This is a genomic window from Arcobacter iocasae (assembly GCF_042214795.1).
Taxonomy (GTDB): domain Bacteria; phylum Campylobacterota; class Campylobacteria; order Campylobacterales; family Arcobacteraceae; genus Arcobacter; species Arcobacter iocasae.
In genome coordinates, this window is sequence record NZ_CP090177.1 from 1,220,368 (window position 1) to 1,242,869 (window position 22,502).

Annotated in this window: 17 protein-coding genes, 3 tRNA genes and 3 rRNA genes; 11 read left to right on the plus strand and 12 right to left on the minus strand. The window is 33.2% G+C overall.

Going from position 1 to position 22,502, the window contains the following annotated elements:
- Positions 1-17 precede the first annotated feature (17 nt).
- Positions 18-569 (plus strand): DJ-1 family glyoxalase III, encoded by a 552-nt coding sequence (locus tag LXN10_RS06130; RefSeq protein WP_375724992.1) that lies wholly within the window; start codon positions 18-20, stop codon positions 567-569.
- A 9-nt stretch (positions 570-578) separates the two neighbouring features.
- Here LXN10_RS06130 and LXN10_RS06135 read toward each other — a convergent pair whose 3' ends face one another.
- Entirely contained in the window at positions 579-1,151 is a 573-nt protein-coding gene (locus tag LXN10_RS06135; RefSeq protein WP_375724993.1) for a hypothetical protein, read from the minus strand.
- 48 nt (positions 1,152-1,199) lie between these two features.
- Here LXN10_RS06135 and LXN10_RS06140 point away from each other — a divergent pair, with 48 nt between their 5' ends.
- Entirely contained in the window at positions 1,200-3,317 is a 2,118-nt protein-coding gene (locus LXN10_RS06140) for a CHASE2 domain-containing protein (protein ID WP_375724994.1), read from the plus strand.
- Here the strand turns inward: LXN10_RS06140 and LXN10_RS06145 are convergent.
- Positions 3,239-4,456 (minus strand): glycosyltransferase, encoded by a 1,218-nt coding sequence (locus LXN10_RS06145; RefSeq protein ID WP_375724995.1) that lies wholly within the window; start codon positions 4,454-4,456, stop codon positions 3,239-3,241. The genes LXN10_RS06140 and LXN10_RS06145 overlap by 79 nt on opposite strands.
- Positions 4,457-4,538: 82 nt before the next feature.
- Between LXN10_RS06145 and LXN10_RS06150 the strand changes: the two genes are divergently transcribed.
- From LXN10_RS06150 to LXN10_RS06170, 5 genes are read left to right on the plus strand one after another with little or no spacing between them, the layout of a single operon-like run.
- Positions 4,539-5,267, plus strand: a complete 729-nt coding sequence (locus LXN10_RS06150) for a UDP-2,3-diacylglucosamine diphosphatase (RefSeq protein WP_129100755.1) — start codon at positions 4,539-4,541, stop codon at positions 5,265-5,267.
- Positions 5,268-5,272: 5 nt separating this feature from the next.
- Positions 5,273-6,028, plus strand: a complete 756-nt coding sequence (locus LXN10_RS06155; RefSeq protein ID WP_375724996.1) for a patatin-like phospholipase family protein — start codon at positions 5,273-5,275, stop codon at positions 6,026-6,028.
- Positions 6,029-6,079: 51 nt separating this feature from the next.
- Complete coding sequence (gene dnaE / locus LXN10_RS06160; RefSeq protein WP_375724997.1) at positions 6,080-9,622, plus strand: DNA polymerase III subunit alpha; 3,543 nt, start codon at positions 6,080-6,082, stop codon at positions 9,620-9,622.
- Positions 9,622-10,410 carry a 5'/3'-nucleotidase SurE gene (surE, locus tag LXN10_RS06165; RefSeq protein WP_375724998.1) on the plus strand — a complete coding sequence of 263 codons (789 nt, stop codon included), beginning with the start codon at positions 9,622-9,624 and terminating at the stop codon, positions 10,408-10,410. Before dnaE ends, surE begins: the two co-directional genes overlap by 1 nt.
- A gap of 5 nt (positions 10,411-10,415) precedes the next feature.
- On the plus strand, positions 10,416-10,676 hold the full coding sequence (locus LXN10_RS06170; protein ID WP_013136833.1) for a hypothetical protein: 261 nt from the start codon (positions 10,416-10,418) through the stop codon (positions 10,674-10,676).
- Between the two features lie 4 nt (positions 10,677-10,680).
- On the opposite strand, the gene LXN10_RS06175 is transcribed toward LXN10_RS06170, so the two are convergent.
- Genes LXN10_RS06175 through moaC form a run of 4 tightly spaced genes read right to left on the minus strand, consistent with a single transcriptional unit; the run spans position 10,681 to position 13,597 of the window.
- The gene (locus LXN10_RS06175; protein ID WP_375724999.1) at positions 10,681-12,045 is read right to left on the minus strand and encodes a M99 family carboxypeptidase catalytic domain-containing protein; all 1,365 of its coding nucleotides are present in this window, start codon (positions 12,043-12,045) and stop codon (positions 10,681-10,683) included.
- A complete protein-coding gene (locus LXN10_RS06180; RefSeq protein ID WP_375725000.1) occupies positions 12,029-12,856 on the minus strand; it encodes a M15 family metallopeptidase in 828 nt (275 codons plus the stop codon). Before LXN10_RS06180 ends, LXN10_RS06175 begins: the two co-directional genes overlap by 17 nt.
- A 10-nt stretch (positions 12,857-12,866) precedes the next feature.
- Complete coding sequence (locus LXN10_RS06185) at positions 12,867-13,130, minus strand: HP0495 family protein (protein WP_375725001.1); 264 nt, start codon at positions 13,128-13,130, stop codon at positions 12,867-12,869.
- A complete protein-coding gene (gene moaC, locus LXN10_RS06190) occupies positions 13,127-13,597 on the minus strand; it encodes a cyclic pyranopterin monophosphate synthase MoaC (protein WP_375725002.1) in 471 nt (156 codons plus the stop codon). Before moaC ends, LXN10_RS06185 begins: the two co-directional genes overlap by 4 nt.
- Before the next feature lie 115 nt (positions 13,598-13,712).
- Here moaC and rpsU point away from each other — a divergent pair, with 115 nt between their 5' ends.
- The 4 genes from rpsU (at position 13,713) to LXN10_RS06210 (ending at position 16,551) form a co-directional block, all read left to right on the plus strand.
- Positions 13,713-13,925: a 30S ribosomal protein S21 gene (gene rpsU, locus LXN10_RS06195; protein WP_013136837.1), complete on the plus strand. Its 213-nt coding sequence runs from the start codon at positions 13,713-13,715 to the stop codon at positions 13,923-13,925.
- Positions 13,926-14,151: 226 nt separating this feature from the next.
- Positions 14,152-15,618 (plus strand): cytochrome-c oxidase, cbb3-type subunit I, encoded by a 1,467-nt coding sequence (gene ccoN, locus LXN10_RS06200; RefSeq protein WP_375725003.1) that lies wholly within the window; start codon positions 14,152-14,154, stop codon positions 15,616-15,618.
- Positions 15,619-15,633: 15 nt separating this feature from the next.
- Positions 15,634-16,317, plus strand: a complete 684-nt coding sequence (gene ccoO / locus LXN10_RS06205) for a cytochrome-c oxidase, cbb3-type subunit II (RefSeq protein WP_375725004.1) — start codon at positions 15,634-15,636, stop codon at positions 16,315-16,317.
- Positions 16,318-16,326: 9 nt separating this feature from the next.
- Positions 16,327-16,551, plus strand: a complete 225-nt coding sequence (locus LXN10_RS06210; protein WP_375725005.1) for a cbb3-type cytochrome oxidase subunit 3 — start codon at positions 16,327-16,329, stop codon at positions 16,549-16,551.
- A 157-nt stretch (positions 16,552-16,708) separates the two neighbouring features.
- On the opposite strand, the gene LXN10_RS06215 is transcribed toward LXN10_RS06210, so the two are convergent.
- The 6 genes from LXN10_RS06215 to LXN10_RS06240 form a co-directional block, all read right to left on the minus strand.
- Positions 16,709-16,784, minus strand: a tRNA-Thr gene (locus LXN10_RS06215).
- 159 nt (positions 16,785-16,943) lie between these two features.
- A 5S ribosomal RNA gene (gene rrf, locus LXN10_RS06220) occupies positions 16,944-17,059 on the minus strand.
- 128 nt (positions 17,060-17,187) lie between these two features.
- A 23S ribosomal RNA gene (locus LXN10_RS06225) occupies positions 17,188-20,104 on the minus strand.
- Positions 20,105-20,381: 277 nt separating this feature from the next.
- A tRNA-Ala gene (locus tag LXN10_RS06230) sits at positions 20,382-20,457 on the minus strand.
- Between the two features lie 19 nt (positions 20,458-20,476).
- Positions 20,477-20,553 (minus strand) — tRNA-Ile (locus LXN10_RS06235).
- A 112-nt stretch (positions 20,554-20,665) separates the two neighbouring features.
- Positions 20,666-22,182, minus strand: a 16S ribosomal RNA gene (locus LXN10_RS06240).
- Together the 16S, 23S and 5S rRNA genes with 3 tRNA genes alongside form the textbook arrangement of a ribosomal RNA operon.
- Positions 22,183-22,502: the final 320 nt, after the last annotated feature.

Below are 22,502 nucleotides of genomic sequence, written 5' to 3' on the forward strand. Positions count from 1 at the left end.
CTAAAAAGGATTTCATAATGGCAAAACTATTAGTACCCATTTCAAGTGGATTTGAAGAGATTGAAACAGTAAGTATAATTGATATTTGTAGAAGAGGCAATATTGAGGTAACAATAGCTTCTATAGAAGAGATAAATGTTCTTGGTGCTCATCAAATATCAATAAAAGCTGATAAATTATTATCTGATATTGATGAAAAAGATTTTGATATGATTGCTTTACCTGGTGGATTACCAAATGCTTTTAACCTAGCAGAAAACGAGCTTTTGCAAAAAATACTTAAGCAATTTAAAGAAAAAAACAAAAATATTGCTGCAATTTGTGCAGCACCATTTGCTTTGCATAAAGCTGGAGTATTAAACAAAAATTATACTTGTTATCCTGGATTTGAAGCTAAAATCAAAGAAGAGGGCTATACTCAAAATGAAAATATAGTAATTGATGGAAAAGTATTAACTTCAAGAGGACCAGCTACTGCTACAGTTTTTGCTTTGGAAATTGTAAAGATTTTAAAAGGTAAAGAAGAGTACGAAATAGTAAAAGAAGGCCTATTAGCAACTAATTGCTAATTGCTTTTACTACTTATCAAAGGGAGGAATTCTTCCTACCATTGATTCAAGTTCCCTAAGCTCATCATCATTATGATCTCTTAATTTTTTTGCAGGTTTTATTGTGCCATCTGCTAATACCCAAGCCATATTATGGTGTTTTGCTTCATATGACTTATGAGCTTTTGCTGTATTTAACTCTGTTTCTCCATAACATGTACAAAAATAAGACTTCCCATCAATATGTTCTACATAAACACCAGTTCCTCTAATACCTGCTGTCATATTTTCTGTTTTAACTTCATGTTTACTACCACCTTTGCCAAAAACTGCTAGAACTCCACCTGTTACTACATTAAGAGTTTTTAATCCACCCTTTTCTTCTATTGAAAATTTTGTGTCAGCATTCGCCAAAAAAGCATCTTTTCCTATATTAAATTTTACTTTTGAGTTTTTACCTGTTTTTATAAAATCACCAAGTTTTACAACACTACTTTTTGTAGCTTTTTGTCCATTTATATAAACCTCACCTTTACTTTGTACACTATCTGCAAATACATTTAGCACAAAAAGAAAATACAAGCTCATTAAAATCATTTTCATTATTTGCCCCTCAAACAATAATTTAGTACAATTATTATATCATAAGCGATGAAAATTTTTATTAAGCATAAAATACTATTCTTTTTTATAACCTTTATATTACTCGTTTTTTGCTATTTAAATTTTACTAAAACAATTAGCAACTTTGATGAAAAAATTAGAGAAGTATTTTTTGAAATAAGAGGTGAAATTCCCACTACAAAAAAAGTAGTAATAATTAATATTGATGAAAAATCTATAAATAAACTTGGACAATGGCCTTTTAGTAGAGACCATATGGCACAAGTTTTAGCTAACCTTACAAATGCAGGAGCTGGAATTATAGGCATTGATATTATATTTTCAGAATCAGATAGAAGTTCTCCTTCTTATATGGCAAAAAAATTAAATATTCAAGGGGAATTTAGAGATAATGACCAGCTTTTAGCCGCTGTTATTTACCAAACGCCTACAGTTTTAGGATATTATTTTACAAAAGATTTATCAAAAAATACTAAGCCAGTTCCTGTTACAAAATTTACGCCTGCAGCATCACCTCATCTTTTAAACTTTGAAAATGTAGTTACAAATATCTCTCCAATACAAGAAAATGCTTATTCATCTGGCTTTTTTAATGCTTTTAATGATCAACAAGGCAAGATTATAAAAATGCCCTTATTATTGCAATACAAAAACAAAATCTATCCCTCTTTGGTTTTTGAAATGGTTAGTATTGCAAGTAATACTTCAAGTGTAAAGATAGTTCAAGATAACTATGCTATTTCTGGTGTAAAACTTTCAAATATTGATATACCAACAGATAATAGTGGTTTTATGAGAATAAATTTTAGAGGGGCAAAAGGAAGTTTTAAATATATCTCCTTTTTAGATATTTTAAATGGTGATTTTGATCCAAAAGATATAAATGGAAAATTTATTTTAATAGGAAGTTCGATTACAACTTTAGCAGATTTGCGTTCAACAGTATACGATTTAGCCCTACCAGGAGTTGAGATACATGCAAATATGATTGACAATATTTTAAAAGGTGACTTTTTATATGAACCAACATTTGGAAAAGCTATTGATATTTTAGTTATATTTATATTAACTGTAGTTTTAGGAACACTTTTACTTTTTCTATCATCTACTGACATTATTGTTGTTATTCTTTTATTATCTACTATTCTTTATTCACTCTATTATTATTTGCTCTTCTCCCAAGGTCTTATTTTAAATCTTTTTTATCCAATAGTCTCAATTATTTTAACAAGCCTAAGTGCTTTTTATATCAATTATCAAAAAGAGCAAAAACAAAAAGAGTTCATAAAAGATAAATTTGCAAAAAAAGTCTCATTGGAAGTTGCCAATGATCTGTTATCAAATGATAATAATGATTTTAAAGCTAAAGAAAAAGAGCTAACTATTTTCTTTAGTGATATAAGAGGGTTTACAAATATCTCTGAAGAGTTTGAATCTCCACAAAAACTAATTGAAGTACTTAATAAGTATTTTGAACCAATGAGCGAAGTAATTATTCAGAGCCATGGAACAATTGATAAGTTTATAGGTGATGCGATTATGGCATATTGGAATGCTCCCTGTGATGTGGAAAATCATGCGGATAAAGCAGTTCAAAGTGCCTTGAGTCAACTTGAAAAGTTAGAAGTACTTAATAATGAACTTAAAAAAGATTTTAATTTATCTATTCAAATAGGTATAGGAATTCACACAGGACTTGCAGTTGTTGGGGAGATGGGTTCATCTGGAAGAAGTGATTATACGATTATTGGAGACAATGTAAATCTATGCTCAAGAATTGAAGGACTTAGTAAATATTTTGGAGTAGAGTTACTAATCTCTGAATCTACAAAAATATTATTAAAAGACAATTACCATTTGAAATATTTAGCAAGTGTTATTGTAAAAGGGAAAAGTACCTCAATAAAACTTTATCAAGTCCTATTACCTAAAGAGTTTGAAGAGTTTGAGAATGTCCAAGAAGATTATGAAAAAGCTATTAAATGCTATCAAAATAAAAACTTCACTGATAGTAAAACTATTTTTGAGGAAATTGAAGATACTCATCCTTCTAAAATAAATAGGCTTTATATAAATAGATGTAAAGAGTATATAAGTTCAAAAGAAAACAACATTGTTTTAGATTTTGTTATGGAAGAGAAATAAGAGTTTTCACAGATTAATTTATTTTTATCACAAAAATCTTCAAAACTATTTTTTATATCTTTATCTTTCATAAATAAAACAGAATTTTGTGAGTATCTTTTATATAAATTTTTATTTTCATAAAGTATTTCAATAGTGTTAATCCACTCTTTATCATCATTGATATCCAAAATAAATCCACTATTGGAAGCCTTTACAATCTCTTTTGGTCCCCCTTTATTTGTAACAATCACAGGAAGAGCAGAACTCATACCTTCCATAACAACTTGTCCTAAAGTATCTGTAGTAGAAGGGAAAATAAAAACATCAGAACTAGCATATATATTTGATAACTCTTTTTCAAGTTTCATTCCTAAAAAATGAATATTATATTTCTTCAACTGTTCTTTATATTTTAAAAAATGTCCATTTCCCACAATGATTAAATCTATGTTTAATTTTAAAGAATATACCTTTTTAAAAAGTTCAATTAAAAACTCTATATTTTTCTCTTTTGTTGCTCTTCCCACATATAAGAACTTCATACTATTCATTCTTATTTTATAATCATCCCAGATATTTACATCTCTAAAAGAAAGAGAAAAGCTTTCTGTATTAATTCCTGATTTTAAAATAAATATTTTTGATTCATCTATTTTCAAATCATTCATTACAATACTTTTATACTCTTGGGTTCTAACAAAAATTGCCTCAAAATTACTATAAAAGAATCTCAAATAATACGTTGAAATATATCTAAAAATTTTTGAATTTGTATTTTTATATATGTATGCAGGAAAGTCAGTATGATATATTCCAGCTTTTGGTATTTTGTAAAGTCTGGCTAATATTGAGCCTATTATTCCAACTGGTCCAGGAGTGGAAATATGCACAAGATGAGGAGAGAATTTTTTTAATAATTTTGCCATTTTAAATGGATTGGGGAATACCAAATCTAACTCTTTATAAAAAGGCATAGATATTCTAAAAAAAGGTTTAACATTATAAATAGATTTTTTCTTAGGAAAAGAACTCTTTTTAGTAGATGTTATTATTTTAAATTCATCTTTTGAGATATTTGCAAAATCATTTAAAAATCTAGATACTCCATTTAAGTCATAAACTGTATCACTAAATAAAACTATATTTACATTATTCATTCAAATATATTATCAAGTAATGGTTACAAAAATATTACTAAAATGATGCCATAATGTAACCATATATAATTAAAATCTAATTATGAAATACAAATCAATATTTATATCAGATGTACATTTAGGTACAAGATTTTCTCAAGCCGAAAAGCTAATTGACTTCTTAAAAGATAATGAAAGTGAAAATCTTTTTTTAGTGGGAGATATTATTGACGGTTGGTCAATAAGAAGAAAATTTGTTTGGCCTCAAGCCCATTCTGATGTTATACAAAAAGTTCTAAGAAAAGCTAGAAAAGGTACAAATGTGTACCTAATAACTGGCAATCACGACGAATTTTTAAGACCTTTTGTTCCACTTATTTTAGGAGACAATTTAGAAGTTTCTAATGAGTTTGAGTATATATCTATAAGTGGAAAAAGTTATTATGTAACCCATGGTGATTTTTTTGATTCGATTACTATGACAAAAAAGTGGTTAGCTATTTTGGGAGATTACGGATATGATTTTTTACTTTATATAAACTTTATAATAAATAGAATAAGAAAGACTTTTAAAATCAATTCAAAATGGTCACTATCAAAATTTATAAAAGATAATGTGAAAAGTTCTGTTAATTTTATAAATGATTTTGAAAAAGTTTTAACTAACCATGCAAAACACAAAGGTTATGATGGTATCATTTGTGGACATATTCATAAAGCAGAACAAAGAGATATAGAAGGAATTGAATATAAAAACTGTGGTGATTGGGTCGAATCATGCACTGCACTTGTGGAGACTTATGAGGGTAAATTTGAAATTATTACTTGGTAAAAAACATGACTAAATTGGCACTTTGCCTAAGTGGTGGAGCAGCAAGAGGTGCTTTTCATTTAGGTGCATTAGCTTTTTTTGATGAACAAAATATTAAGTTTGAAGCTTTTAGTGGAAGTTCAATTGGCTCAATAATTGCAGCTTCATATGCAAGTGGAATCTCTCCTTTAGAACAATTAAAAATATTCAAATCAAAAGAGCTAAAGAAATGTATAAAATTTAACCCTTATCTAAATGGTTTACTTAAAATCGATACAACAAATCCTTTAATAAAAGAGTTATTGCCAATAGCTAAAATCGAAGATATTCCAAAACATTTATATATTTGTGTTTATGATTACAAAAATAAAGAGCTAATCTATTATGATAAAGGTGATGTAGTGAACTTATGTATAGCTTCTTCTGCTTTGATTCCATTATTCAAACCTTTAAAATTTGAGAATAGAAAATTATTTGATGGGGGATTGTTAAATAATATACCAGTTGAACCACTATTAAATAAAAATTATAAAATCTGTGCCCTTGACCTTCTACCAAGAAAAGAAAGAAGTTTGCAAAAAAATTACAATCCAATAAATTTAGTAAAAAAAAGAATATTTAAAACTTGGCATCTAAATATTGATTATGCAATAAAACATACAGATATTTATATCACAACCAATGAATTAAGAGAGACAAAAATGTTTACTTTTGATGGATTGGATGAACTATTTAAGCTAGGATATAAAGAAGCAAGTAATCATTTAAATTCATTTAAATAATAGATTCTTTAAGTTATAATCCCCTAATAAATATCCAAGAAAAGAATCATTATGTCACAAATACCAGAATTCACGCACTTACACCTACACACAGAATATTCGCTCTTAGATGGTGCTAATAAAATAAAAGATTTAGCAAAAAAAATCAAAGCTTTAGGAATGAAAAGTGTTGCCATGACAGACCATGGTAATATGTTTGGAGCTATTGATTTTTATAAAGCTATGAAAGCAGAAGGCATCAAACCAATTATTGGTATGGAAGCTTATATTCACAATTCTGAAGAATTAGATGATAAATCACATAGAAAAAGATTTCACCTATGCTTATATGCAAAAAATGAAAAAGGCTACAAAAACTTGATGTTTTTGACTAGTCAAGCTTATATGCATGGGTTCTATTATTACCCTAGAATTAATAAAAAAATATTAAGAGAAAATAGTGAAGGACTTGTATGTAGTGCAGCTTGTTTACAAGGTGAAGTAAACTGGCACCTAAATACTCAAAGTGAAAGAAATGTAAAAAATGGTGCAAAAGGGTATGAAGAAGCAAAAAAAATTGCTTTAGAGTATAAAGAGATATTTGGTGATGATTTTTACTTAGAAATTATGAGACATGGTATTTCTGACCAACATTTTATTGATGACCAGATTTTAAGAATATCAAAAGAGACAGGTATAAAAGTTGTTGCCACAAATGATACTCACTACTTAAAACAAAAAGATGCTGAAGCTCATGAAGCTTTTATGTGTATTGCCATGAATAAACTTTATGATGATCCAAATAGACTAAGACATAGTGTTCATGAGTTTTATTTAAAATCATCAGAGCAAATTTCAAAACTATATGCAGATATTCCAGAGACAATAGCTGCAACTCAAGAAATAGTTGAAAAATGTAACTTAGAGATAAAACTAGGAGACCCAACTCCTCCTAACTTTAAATTTACAAGAGAAAAGTCACAAGAAGAAGGATTAACTCTACCAGAACCAGAACTAGAATATTCTTTAGAAAACGACAAAATTTTATTTGTACACGAATGTTGGAAAGGACTTGAGAAAAGACTTGAAATAGTCCCACAAGAACGACATCAAGAGTACAAAGATAGATTGCAAGTAGAAATAGACATTATCAATAGTATGAAATTCCCAGGATATATGCTTATCGTTTGGGATTTCGTAATTGCTGCAAAACAAATGGGTATACCAGTAGGTCCAGGACGGGGATCTGCAGCTGGAAGTTTAGTTGCTTTTTCTTTAGCAATTACAGATATTGACCCTATCCCTTATGGTTTACTTTTTGAGAGATTTCTAAATCCTGAAAGGGTATCGATGCCAGATATCGATATGGATTTCTGTCAAGCTAGAAGACAAGAGATTCTTGATTATGTTATTGAAAAATATGGAAGAGCCAATGTTGCCCAAATCATTACCTTTGGTAAACTACTTGCAAAAGGGGTTATTAGAGATGTTGCTAGAGTTCTTGACATGCCCTATTCTCAAGCTGATGCAATGGCAAAACTTATTCCTGATGAACTTGGGATTAACCTAACCTCTTCATATGAAAAAGAACCAAAGATAAAAGAACTTTGTGATTCAAATCCACAAGCAAAAAGAGTTTGGGATTTTGCAATAGCCCTTGAAGGACTAAATAGAAATGCAGGAACTCATGCAGCGGGAGTTGTTATTTCAAATGAACCTCTTTGGAATAAAACACCTCTTTTTAAACCCTCAGGAATGGAAACCTTAGCTACTCAGTACAATGGTAAATATGTAGAAGATGTGGATTTAATCAAATTTGACTTCTTGGGTCTAAAGACCCTAACTGTTATTGAAGAAGCAAATAAACTAATAGAAAAAAGACATGGCAAAAGAGTAAATTTCTTAACTGTTGATGTAAATGATAAAGGTGTTTATGACCTAATTCAAACAGGGAATACAATTGGATTATTCCAAATAGAGTCAGATGGTATGCAAGATTTATGTAAAAGACTAAAACCATCAAACTTTGAGGATATTATCGCCGTTCTTGCACTATATAGACCAGGTCCAATGGAGTCTGGGATGCTTGATGACTTCATCGATAGAAAACATGGTCGAGCTGAAATCAACTATTTCTATGATGAATTTGATGCTCCTTTAAGACCCATACTTGAAACAACATATGGTGTTATCGTTTACCAAGAGCAAGTTATGCAAATCGTACAAACAATTGGTGGATTTAGTCTTGGTGGTGCCGATTTAGTTAGACGGGCAATGGGTAAAAAGATTAAAGAAGAGATGGATAGACTAAAAGGTGAATTTGCAATTGGTGGAGTAAAAAAGGGCTTTGTCAAAGAGCATTGTGAAGAACTGTTCGACTTAATTGTAAAGTTTGCTGGATATGGATTTAATAAATCTCACTCAGCGGCTTATGCCCTTGTGACATTTTATACTTCTTATTTAAAAAAATATTATCCATCAGAATTTATGGCTGCACTGCTAACACTAGAAAAAGATAATACAGATAAAGTTGTAAAATATGTTGATGAAGTAAAAAGATTAAAACTAGACCTTTTCCCACCAGATATTAATAAATCAGACCTTGTGTTTGCTCCTAAAAAAATTGATGGACAAGAAGTAGTAATGTTTGGAATGGGTGCCATTAAAGGTGCTGGAGATGTTGCTATTAAGTCTATTTTAAAAGAGCGAAATGAAAATGGGAACTTTGAAGACTTTGCAGATTTCATCTCAAGAGTTGATGGAAGTAAAGTAAATAAAAGAGTATTTGAATCTTTAGCAAAAGCTGGTGGATTTGATACTTTTGGATACTCAAGACGATCAATTTTAGAACAAATTGAGACTATAAATGAAACTGTTGGAAAAGCAATGGCTGCTAAAAAAATGGCAACAGGGTCACTTTTTGGAGATTCTAAAGAGCTTACAAAAGTTGAAGTTCAACTTGAAAAATTTGAAGAGTATGAATTAAAAGAGTTATTAGAATTAGAAAAACAATCTTTAGGTTTCTATGTATCTGGGCATCCCCTTGATGAATATAGGGAACAATTAGATGGAATAAGTTATACCCTATCATCTGAAATTGAAGATTTAGGAGATGGAAGTGAAGCTTTATTTATTGGAAAAGTTGAAACAATTAATGAAAGAATCTCTAAAAAAGGTAATAAATTTGCAATCTTAAGTCTTATGGACTTACATGGAAATATTGAATTAATGCTATTTGAAGATAGATTAAAAGAATTAAGAGAAGATTTTGACTTAAGTGAACCAATTGCATTTAAAGTGCGAATTTCAAAAGATGACCAGTTTACTAGAATCAATTTAAGAAAAATAGAGACTTTAAAAGAAGCAAGAAAAGAAAAAATCAAAACAAAACAAAAAGCAATCCAAGAACCACCAATAACTGTGGCAGTTAATTTTACAGATGATGATAAAATAATGTATGACCTTTTTGAAATTATTGCACACAATCAAGGGAAAAGAGAGTTAAAATTATTGGTAAAATCAAAATTAGCTGATATAGAACTTGACACTGGATTTAAAGTAACTTCAAATATAGAAGGCTTAATAAAATCACTAGATGGAGTTTTTATAGCATAATGAAACAAATACTTTTAACAAATGATGATGGCTTTGATGCAGTAGGATTAAAAGCACTAATCAAAGCACTAAGCCCTTTAGCAAAACTAACTGTAGTCGCACCTGCGAGAAATAAATCAGCTTGTGGTCACTCACTTACCCTTGATAAACCCCTTAGAATGATAAATGTTGATGATGATTATTACAAAATTGATGATGGAACACCCACTGATTGTGTGTTTATTTCTTTGAATAATTTATTTAAAGAAGGGTATAAACCCGATTTAGTAATAAGTGGTATAAATATTGGTTCTAATATGGGAGAAGATATTACATATAGTGGAACAGCAGCTGCAGCTATGGAAGCTACTTTACAAGGAATTCCTGCAATTGCAATATCACAAGTATTTAATGACTTACCTGGTGGTATTGATCCAAAAGAAGATTTTAATTTGGCAAAAAAAGCAATCGCTACAATTGTTAAAAAAATATTTAAAAAAGAGTTCCCTTTAGAAGATAGAAAATTTCTAAATATCAATATCCCTCCAATACACGAAGATGATTGTAAAGGCTTTAAAATAACAAAAGCTGGATATAGAATATATGGCAATGACACCCACAGACACCTAAGTCCTAGGGGTGAAGAATTTTATTGGATAGGGCTTCATCCTTTGATTTGGGAAGAGAGTGAAAAATTAAATTGTGATTTTGAAGCCATAAAAGCAAATTTTATCTCTATTTCTCCTATAATGTTAGATATGACTTCATACGATGACATAACAAATTTAAATGATTGGATAAAGGAATAAAGTAAATGAATTTTAAGAAGGCTCTAATCTGCAATATAGAGAAACTTGTTGGAGAATTAAAAGATGAGACAGAGTTAAAAGAAATTTTAAAAAGAAAATTTACAAAAAAAGAGTATAAAGTTTTTGTAGCTTCAGAAGAAGGACAAGATTTTGAACAAATTTGTGAATTAATTGATGAGAAGATAGACAGAGTTGAAGAACTTTACAAATCTGCCATCAAAAAAATAAACCAAGAGAAAATAAAAAAAGAGTTAGTTGATTTATAATATCTTATAATGAAGCTGGTTTTACGCCAGCCTCATTTAAAACTACCTCTTTATAAAGCTTTTTTGGGAACTTCACCAGTACCATTCCTGCGAACTTATTATCATCTTTATTATAAAACTCTACTCTATATATTTGACCTTTTACATCTAATGAAAATCTTTGAAGAATTTCATCTTTTTCAATTTCAAGGCCAGATTCATTTTTGTGAGCTTTATTAACATAACCAATAACATTTACCCTATAATCATTTGGATAAACTAAAAAACTGTTTGATACATCAACCAATGAACCAATTTTTATTTGCTTCTCTTCGCCATCGATTTTAAATTTTATATCTTCTTTCTTTTCGCTTACATCCAAATAATCTGGTTCTAAAATAGATAATCTTCTATTTCCATAATGTATTGAATAAGTAGAATTACTATTTTTTATTACAGTCATAACTGGACTACTTGGTTTAAAATCTATTGTTCCATCTTTTTTTGTAGGGAAATAACTTATATAATTTCTTATATCTGATAAAGGAATTTTTATTTTATCATCGTAAAATGAGATATAGATATCATTATCTATAACATCTCTTAGGGCAAGTGGTTGTAAATCAAATTTTCTTTTAAACTCTATTCCCATAATATTCATATACTTTTCAAGAGCTAAAAGATGATAATAAGTTCTTTCATGAACTGGTAACTCTTTACTTGCTTCATTTCCAAAAGCTGCTTTACCATTGTTTATTGCAAAATAAGTTAATGTTTTCTCCATTTCCTTATCACCAAGTTTTGTTTTTGTATTATGAGTATGATAAATATCTTCTTTTCTAATCAAGTTTGCATTTACTTTTTCACAAACTTCTTTACTGATTTCAGCAAGATTTCCATATACGGGAACATTTACACTAGCTTGATCAATAATTGAACTTTGTCCCCATCTATAAGGAGAATGATAATTATCTATAAATTTCTTTCTAAAATATCCACTTCCATCATGTAAATTTACTATTAGTTTCACTTCAGGCTTTGTAATTAACTCTTTTATTCTTTCCACATCAACATAATCAGGATCTTCTTTAGAAATATATGCAAATTTTCTATTCATATCTCCAAAAGGACCTCGTGATCTTTCAATAATAGATGTAAAATTTAAATTAGGAACAATCCAAACAGAACCTTTTGTTATCTCATAATGTGTTGCAATTAAAGATGCTGCCATAAAACCACCAGGTTCATCACCTTGAATACCACCTACTATTAAAAGTGTATTATTATCTTGTACACCTTTTTTAATAAATTTAAAATTTAAATCACTGCTATGTGCATATAAATTCTGTAAAAATAAAAAAATAAAAAAAACTCTAAATAACTTTAACATGCCAAGGTTCATACCTTACTCCATCCTTATTTCCAATTGTATATCTCATATCAATATATTTTAATGTTTTCATTTGTGAAAATTCACTCGTATATGAAAACTTTTCTGTAAAGTTTGCTGCACCTAGACCTTTTTTACCAACATCAAAATCTCCAACAGAGTGGTAGGTAAATGCTGGTGGCGCAATTGATCTTGAGGCCATAGATAAATTAAGATCTACAGAATCTAATTTATCTAAAAATAGTTTCATTTGCTTAACAACAGATCTTACTCCTGATGTCAAATAAATAGTTGGTCCAATATCATCTTTCATTTTTAGATATGCTTCTTTAGGCTTTCCTTTGAAGATATAATGCCCTGTATATGGTATTTTTTCTATCTCTTTTTTATTAATTGATGCAGTTAAGTCATTAGTTGTTCTATCACCATAAAAGCCGTGATAAGTTGGTTCATAATAAAAAATATGTTCAATAAAAGCTAACTCTTCTTTTGTAAATATTGTATAATTTTTAGAATATCTTAAAATATTTATAGCTTCATCAAAAGATATAATATTAAAATTTCCATATCCAACATAATGTTGAATATAATTAATCTTTTTTTGAACATTTTTAAAAGGTATGTGATATTTCTCTTCTAAAAAAACATCTTTTGATATAGTTAAAGTACTGTTATTATTGACAATCATATCTTTAGGAGAAAAAGCTTTCTCCTCAAATATATCAGTAGAACTTGCACTACCAATTATTGGATATATGGTTGAACAAATTGCTAAGTTTTTTGCTTTGTCTAAAAATTCTCTTCTATTCATCTTTTCTTCTTTATAAAACCATTTTTACATCACTATGATTACCTAAAAGCTCATAAATCATCTTTCTATCCTCATCATTATGAACAAGTAAGTCTAAAGTATAACTTTTAAATTTTCCCTTCGAACTAACTTTTGATTCAGTCAATTTATGTTCTCTTTCAATTATAACTTCTTTTACAACTTCTTTTATATTAACAGTTTCAACAACAACAACTTTATAAACCCAAGAACATGGATAATCCAGTTCTAATTTATGCTTATTTAAATCAATCATCTCTTAAAGTCCCCACTTTTCCCACCAGATTTACTCTCTAATTGAATATTAGAAATAACCATTGATTTATCAATAGCTTTTACCATGTCATAAATTGTAAGTAATCCAATACTAGTACCAGTCAAAGCTTCCATCTCTACACCAGTTTGTCCATTTAATTTAGCAGTAACTATCAATTTAAACCCAGGTAAACTAGGTAATTCTTCAACATCACAATTTATTCCACTTAATAATAAAGGATGACACATGGGTATTAATTCACTTGTTTTTTTAACACCCATAATTGAAGCAATAACCGCTGTTTGAAGGACTGGACCTTTTTTAGTATTATTACTGATAATTGCATCATATGCTTCTTGAGACATAGATATCTGACCAGAAGCAATTGCGACTCTTGTGCTATCTTTTTTATCAGATACATCTACCATTTTAGGTCTATTATTTTCATCTAGATGTGTTAAATTCAATGTTTTTCCTAATATTCTTTAATTAAGTGATTATATCAAAATATGGTTAAATTGAAATTAAGTATTATTTAAATATAATGCAACCCTAAATTTTAAAAGAAAGAGGGTGATTATAGTGCCAGGTATTAAAGTTAAAGATAGCGAATCATTCGACGAAGCTTATAGAAGATTTAAAAAGCAATGTGACAGAAACCTAATCGTTACTGAAACAAGAGCAAGAAGATTTTTTGAACCTATGACTGAAAAGAGAAAGAAACAAAAAATTAATGCTAAGAAAAAAATGCTTAAAAGATTGTATATGCTTAGAAGATACGAATCTAGACTGTAATAGTTCACTATTACCTAAAAGGGTCTCTAGAAATAGAGGCCCTTTTTTTATGTCCAAAATATCTCAATATAGTTAAATTATCAAAAAAAATCATTATGCCACCAAATTGACACTAAATATATGTATAAGAAATTAAATACTTGGTGAATTCTATATTTTGATTTACTATTCAAATAATAAGATTTCACAAATTAGAACTTGTATATTTAATAAAAGGAGTAACTTGATGCAAAAGAATGCACGAGTTGAGTACGATTACTCAGTTGCAAAAGCCTTTACCTTTACCGCAATTTTATTTGGTATTTTAGGTATGATAGTTGGTGTTACCTTAGCCTTTCAAATGGCTTTTCCTCATTTAAGTAATTTAGCTGGAGAATATGGTACCTTTAGTAGGTTAAGACCTTTACATACAAATGCTGTTACATTTGGCTTTACCTTAAGTGGTGCTTTCGCTGGATGGTATTATATGGCTCAAAGAGTTTTAAAAGTTTCTTTGAAAGAGTCACCATTTTTAATGTTTATTGGTAAATTACATTTTGTTCTTTACTTCATCACAATTCTTTTAGCAGTTGTAACACTAATAGCTGGAATGACAACTTCAAAAGAGTATGCTGAATTAGAGTGGCCTTTAGACATACTTGTAGTACTTTGGTGGGTTTTATGGGGTATTAGTATTTTTGGATTAATTGGTATTAGAAGAGAGAGAACACTATATGTTTCAATCTGGTATTATATAGCTACTTTTATGGGAATTGCCATGTTATATTTATTTAATAATATGGAAATACCTACTGCATTATATTCTGGATATGGTTCATGGATGCACTCAGTATCAATGTATTCAGGTACAAATGACGCATTAGTACAATGGTGGTATGGGCATAATGCAGTAGCTTTTGTATTCACTGTTCCAATTATTGCTTTAATTTACTACTTTTTACCAAAAGAGTCAGGACAAAATGTTTATTCATATAAGTTATCTATATTAGCTTTCTGGGGATTAATGTTTGTTTATTTATGGGCTGGTGGACACCACCTTATTTATTCAACTGTTCCTGATTGGCTACAAACTATGGGTTCTGTTATGTCTATTGTTTTAATTTTACCATCATGGGGATCAGCTATTAATATGCTTTTAACAATGAAGGGTGAATGGCAACAATTACAATCTAATACATTAATTAAATTTATGATTTTAGCATCGACTTTTTATATGTTATCAACAATTGAAGGTCCAATTCAAGCAATTAAATCAGTTAATGCAATTGCTCACTTTACAGACTGGGTTCCAGGACATGTACATGATGGAACATTGGGTTGGGTTGTATTTATGATTATGGCAGCTTTATATCATATGGCTCCAAGAATGTATGGTAGAGAGATTTATTCTAAATCGTTAATGGATACACAATTTTGGTTACAAACTACAGGTATCGTATTGTACTTTACATCTATGTGGATAGCTGGTATTACACAAGGTATGATGTGGAGAGCATATGATGAATATGGTTCATTAGTTTACTCTTTCATAGATACAGTAAATGTATTAAAACCATACTATACAATTAGAGCTGTTGGTGGATTATTGTACTTAATTGGTTTCTTTATGTTTGCATATAATATGTATAAAACGGCAACTGCAGGTAGAGTTCTTGATAAAGAACCAATCAACGCAACGCCAGTAGCTGCATAAGAAGGAGGAATTATTATGTTTCATTGGTTCGAACAAAGACCGTTTTTCTTTGCGGTATTAGTATTTATATTTATAGCATTTGCAGGTATAGTAGAAGTTATACCAGATTTTGCAAAACAAAGTAGACCTACAGTAGGTACAAAACCATACTCAATATTAGAGTTAACAGGTAGACATGTGTATATTAAAGATTCATGTAATGCTTGTCACTCACAATTAATTAGACCATTTAAATCAGAGACAGATAGATATGGTATGTATTCATTGTCAGGTGAGTATGTATATGATAGACCATTTTTATGGGGATCAAAAAGAACTGGTCCAGATTTAATGAGAGTTGGGAACTATAGAACAACAGATTGGCATGAGAATCATATGATGAATCCTGCATCTGTAGTACCAGGTTCAATAATGCCATCTTATGCTCATGAGTTTACAAATATGGCAGATATAGAGACTGCATATGGAGAAGCTGTAACAGTAAAAGGTGTGTTTAATACTCCTTATGATGTAGATTTAAATGGAGATGGGAAAGTTGATGTTCCATTAGGGACTTTTGAAGAGGCAAAAGCAGAGGCTTTAAAAGAAGCAAAAGCGATTGCTGCTGATATGAAAAATCAAGCTGTAAAAGATACCGTAGCAAACGGTCAGATTCCTGAGATTGTAGCGCTTATTGCGTATTTGAATTCTTTAAAATAAGAGGTTATTATGAGTTATCAAGAAATAGTTGACTTACAAGGTTATACAAAAATAATATTAATGTTTATTGCTGTTGTAGTATTTTACTTTTGTGCTTATTCAATCTATAAAAGAGATAAAAAAGGTGAAAGAAAGTACGAAGAATATTCCAACTTAGTACATGATGATGCAATAAACTCTAAACCCCTTGAAGATAGAAATAAAAACATTGACAAGAATCAGAAAAATATTTAAAATATCCATCTTAAGAAAAAGGGAAAAGAATTAACTTTTCCCTTTTTTTATGTCTTAATTATCATATTAAATATAACTTTTAATAGAAAAGTTAATTCAAAAGTTTTCTTTTATGAAATATTATTTACTAAATTGATTTGTTTTTATAAAAGCGAAGTGGTGCTCACAGTGGGAATCGAACCTACAACCTCTCCCTTACCATGGGATTGCTCTACCGTTGGAGCTATGCGAGCTATAATAATGAATAACTAATAGTGAATATTGAATAATATTGACACCTGAGAGTAAAGAATAAATTCTAGTTCATGGAATAGTAAAAAAAGTGCTAAAAAAAAGCTCAGTGCTAAAAAGACTGAAAGTCTAAATAGAACTAAGCTTAAAAAAGACTCAAGAGTTGGCGACGACTTACGTTTCCACAAGGGGACCCTGCAGTATTATCAGCGATGAAGTGCTTGACTTCCGGGTTCGGAATGGAGCCGGGTATTTCCACTTCTCTATAATCACCAACAAAGTTGAGTAGTAAAAGCAATAAATGCTCTTAATACTCAACTCAATCTTGAGTATATTAATGTTAAAGTCTTTTACACACATACTCATTAAGTATGTACTTAATAAGATAGTAAACCAAGAAATATATAAAATAAGCCAAACGATCTATTAGTACTGGTCAGCTAAATGAATTACTTCACTTACACATCCAGCCTATCAACCAGCTAGTCTTGCTGGGATCTTCAGGGAAAGTTCATCTTAGAGTTGGCTTCGAGCTTAGATGCTTTCAGCTCTTATCACATCCGTACGTAGCTACCCAACGATGCTCTTGGCAGAACAATTGGTACACCAGTGGTACGTTCATCCCGGTCCTCTCGTACTAGGGACAAATCTCTTCAACTTTCCTACGCCCACGGAAGATAGGGACCGAACTGTCTCACGACGTTCTGAACCCAGCTCGCGTACCGCTTTAAATGGCGAACAGCCATACCCTTGGGACCTGCTCCAGCCCCAGGATGCGATGAGCCGACATCGAGGTGCCAAACCTCCCCGTCGATGTGAGCTCTTGGGGGAGATCAGCCTGTTATCCCCGGCGTACCTTTTATCCTTTGAGCGATGGCCCTTCCACACAGAACCACCGGATCACTATGACCGACTTTCGTCTCTGCTCGAGTTGTATCTCTTACAGTCAGGCTGGCTTATGCCATTATACTCAACAAGCGATTTCCATCCGCTTTGAGCCAACCTTTGCAAGCCTCCGTTACTTTTTAGGAGGCGACCGCCCCAGTCAAACTACCCACCAGACATTGTCCTGAACGAGGATAACTCGTCCCAGTTAGTAACTCAAATATTCAAGGGTGGTATCTCAAGGGTGGCTCCCTATGTACTTGCGTCCATAGTTCATAGCCTCCCACCTATCCTGCACATGAATATCCAAGCTACAGTGTCAAGCTGTAGTAAAGGTGCACGGGGTCTTTCCGTCTTTCCGCGGGTAGGAGGAATTTTCACCTCCACTACAATTTCACTGGATCCCTGGTTGAGACAGCTCCCATCTCGTTACGCCATTCATGCAGGTCGGTATTTAACCGACAAGGAATTTCGCTACCTTAGGACCGTTATAGTTACGGCCGCCGTTTACTCGGGCTTCAATCAAATGCTTCGCTTGCGCTGACATCATCAGTTAACCTTCGAGCACCGGGCAGGCGTCACACCTTATACATCCTCTTGCGAGTTAGCAAAGTGCTGTGTTTTTGGTAAACAGTCGGGAGGGACTCTTTGTTGCAACCTCTATCGCTTTTGAAAGCAAGTTTCTATACAATAGTAGGCACACCTTATACCGAAGATACGGTGCTAGTTTGCAGAGTTCCTTAACCAGGGTTCTTCCACGCGCCTTAGAATACTCATCCCACCCACCTGTGTCGGTTTACGGTACGGGCAACAAATAATATACTTAGTGGCTTTTCTTGGCACGACAGTATCATCGATTCTGAATTGATTCCGAAGAATCGCAACAGCCTGTAAGATCTCGGTCGAATGTATCCCGGATTTGCCTAAGATACAACCTACATCCTTCGAGCCACTATTCCATCAGTGACCTCGATTAACTCTATGCGTCCCCACATCGCGCTTATTTGTTGGTATTGAAATATTAATCAATTTGCCATCGTCTACCCCTTTCGGACTCGACTTAGGTCCCGACTAACCCTACGATGACGAGCATCGCGTAGGAAACCTTGGGTTTTCGGCGTTGAGGATTCTCACCTCAATTATCGCTACTCATGCCTGCATGCTCACTTCTATCCGCTCCAGCACTCCTCGTCGGTATACCTTCAACGCTGAATAGAACGCTCTCCTACCACTTGTACAAGTACAAGTCTAAAGCTTCGGTGTACATCTTAGCCCCGTTATATTTTCCGCGCAAAATCACTAGACCAGTGAGCTGTTACGCTTTCTTTAAAGGGTGGCTGCTTCTAAGCCAACCTCCTGGTTGTCACAGTAACTTCACATCGTTTTCCACTTAGATGTAACTTTGGGACCTTAGCTGTTAGTCTGGGTTGTTCCCCTCTCGACGGTGGATTTTATCACCCATCGCCTGACTCCTATGATTACGCATATAGTATTCGAAGTTTGATAGGGTTTGGTACCGCGGTAAGCAGCCCTAGCCCATTCAGTGCTCTACCCCTATATGTTACGACATAAGGCTATACCTAAATATATTTCGGAGAGAACCAGCTATCACGAAGTTTGATTGGCCTTTCACCCCTATCCACAAGTCATCCCGAGACTTTTCAACGTCAATGGGTTCGGTCCTCCACTGGCTCTTACACCAGCTTCAACCTGCTCATGGATAGATCACTTCGTTTCGGGTCTGCAGCATCTGACTATGTCGCCCTATTAAGACTCGCTTTCGCTACGGCTCCGTACTTGACTTAACCTTGCCAGACACCACAACTCGCAGGCTCATTATGCAAAAGGCAGTCCGTCACCCTGTTGCAAGCAACATAGGGCTCCGAATGATTGTAAGCTAATGGTTTCAGGTTCTATTTCACTCTCCTCGCTGGAGTACTTTTCACCTTTCCCTCACGGTACTTGTTCACTATCGATCTGTAAGTAGTATTTAGGATTGGAGGGTGGTCCCCCCAGATTCAGACAAAATATCACGTGTTCCGTCCTACTCAGGATACCAATAGAGCTCTCAAGAGTTTCGTATACAGGAGTTTCACCTTCTATGCTATACCTTTCCAGATATTTCTACTACTCTTTTAAGTCTCACATTATGGTCCTACAACCCCCTATGCAAGCATAGGGTTTGTCCTAATCCGCGTTCGCTCGCCGCTACTTACGGAATCTCATTTGATTTCTCTTCCTCTGGCTACTGAGATGTTTCACTTCACCAGGTTAGCTCCCCGCAGGGTAACATATATCTCTATATGCTGGGTTGTCCCATTCGGAAATCCTCGGATCAAAGCTCTTTGGCAGCTCCCCGAGGCTTATCGCAGCCTAATACGTCCTTCATCGCCTCTTACAGTCTAGGCATCCACCATTAGCCCTTAATAGCTTATAATTTGTATAACTATATCTCTATAGTTACCTTTTTTGATAATTATTCCTTGGCTACTATCTTATTAAATACAATATTTAATAAAACAGTAATTGTGTGTTTAAATTGTTTTCTATTTTGTATTAAAATAAATCTCTTTATTCTAATTCGAAAAAATTTTAAAGACTTTAACATTAAATTTTTAAATAACATTTAGGATAAATCCTAATATTAATACTTCTCTTAAGTACTAATATTAAAATTTACTAATTTGCGTTCTACTTTGGTTTTGGTGTAATGTTGGTGGAGAATAGCGGGATCGAACCGCTGACCTCCTGCGTGCAAGGCAGGCGCTCTCCCAGCTGAGCTAATTCCCCAACAAAGATTATTCAATCATGGTGGGCCTACCAGGACTTGAACCTGGGACCTCACGATTATCAGTCGAGCGCTCTAGCCAGCTGAGCTATAGGCCCATTCTTCACCTATTATTTTCAATAACCTTTACAAACCGAATATGATATTGGATATTTACCCATTGTTTTTTTATTTCTTGAGATTAGAAACGAATCTAATCTCATTACTCTGAAAGGAGGTGATCCAACCGCAGGTTCTCCTACGGTTACCTTGTTACGACTTCACCCCAGTCGCTAAATCCACTGTGGAAGGTAGCTATTTTAGCATCCCCGCTTCGAATGAATTCAACTCCCATGGTGTGACGGGCGGTGAGTACAAGACCCGGGAACGTATTCACCGTAGCATAGCTGATCTACGATTACTAGCGATTCCAACTTCATGTAGTCGAGTTGCAGACTACAATCCGAACTGGGAGGCATTTTTGAGATTCGCTCCACGTCACCGTATTGCTGCTCTTTGTATACCCCATTGTAGCACGTGTGTAGCCCTGGTCGTAAGGGCCATGATGACTTGACGTCGTCCTCACCTTCCTCCTACTTGCGTAGGCAGTCTCGTTAGAGTTCTCAGCCGAACTGTTAGCAACTAACGACGAGGGTTGCGCTCGTTGCGGGACTTAACCCAACATCTCACGACACGAGCTGACGACAGCCGTGCAGCACCTGTATGAAAGCTCCTGCAAGCAGGCACCAATCCATCTCTGGAAAGTTCTTTCTATGTCAAGACCAGGTAAGGTTCTTCGCGTATCGTCGAATTAAACCACATGCTCCACCGCTTGTGCGGGTCCCCGTCTATTCCTTTGAGTTTTAATCTTGCGACCGTACTCCCCAGGCGGTACACTTAATGTGTTAACTGCATTACTGCAAGGTCTAGCCTCACAACAACTAGTGTACATCGTTTAGGGCGTGGACTACCAGGGTATCTAATCCTGTTTGCTCCCCACGCTTTCGCGTCTCAGCGTCAATTGTGTTCCAGTAGATCGCCTTCGCAATCGGTATTCCTTCTGATATCTACGGATTTTACCCCTACACCAGAAATTCCATCTACCTCTCCCACATTCTAGGTTAACAGTTTTGGAAGCAGTTCTATGGTTGAGCCATAGGATTTCACTTCCAACTTATTTACCCGCCTACACGCTCTTTACGCCCAGTAATTCCGAGTAACGCTTGCACCCTCCGTATTACCGCGGCTGCTGGCACGGAGTTAGCCGGTGCTTATTCATATAGTACCGTCATTATCTTCCTATATAAAAGGAGTTTACGCACCGAAATGTGTCATCCTCCACGCGGCGTTGCTGCATCAGACTTTCGTCCATTGTGCAATATTCCCCACTGCTGCCTCCCGTAGGAGTCTGGACCGTGTCTCAGTTCCAGTGTGACTGATCATCCTCTCAAACCAGTTAGGTGTCATTGTCTTGGTGAGCCATTACCTCACCAACTAACTGATACCGTACAGGCCAATCCTAGAGCCATAAATGTTTCCCTTGCAGACTTAGGTCTTAAAGGCATATGGGGTGTTAGCAGACGTTTCCATCTGTTATCCCCCTCTCTAGGGCATGTTACCTATATATTACTCACCCGTGCGCCACTTAGCTGACAATTATAGCAAGCTATAATCCGTTCTCGTTCGACTTGCATGTGTTAAGCACGCCGCCAGCGTTCACTCTGAGCCAGGATCAAACTCTCCATAAATGTTTAGTTTAATCATGACTAGTGTCTAACTCTTTTATCTAATCTTCCTAAAAAGATTAATTGCAATTGTTTACTGACATTACTCATTGTTTTTTTAATAGACGAGAATTGTATAAATTCTCTTGTTTTATATCATATTCGGTTTATAAAAGTTACTTACTTCTTAAAACCGTAGTTTGTTAAAGAACATCAACCCTTTGCGACGTTTGTCACTCAAATTGGACGGGAATTATAATAGGTTTTTTTGTCTTTGTCAAGCGCTTTTCTTTAATCTTGGCTTAAATTTTGAAATTTATGAATTTTATACTTTTTGTTAGTTT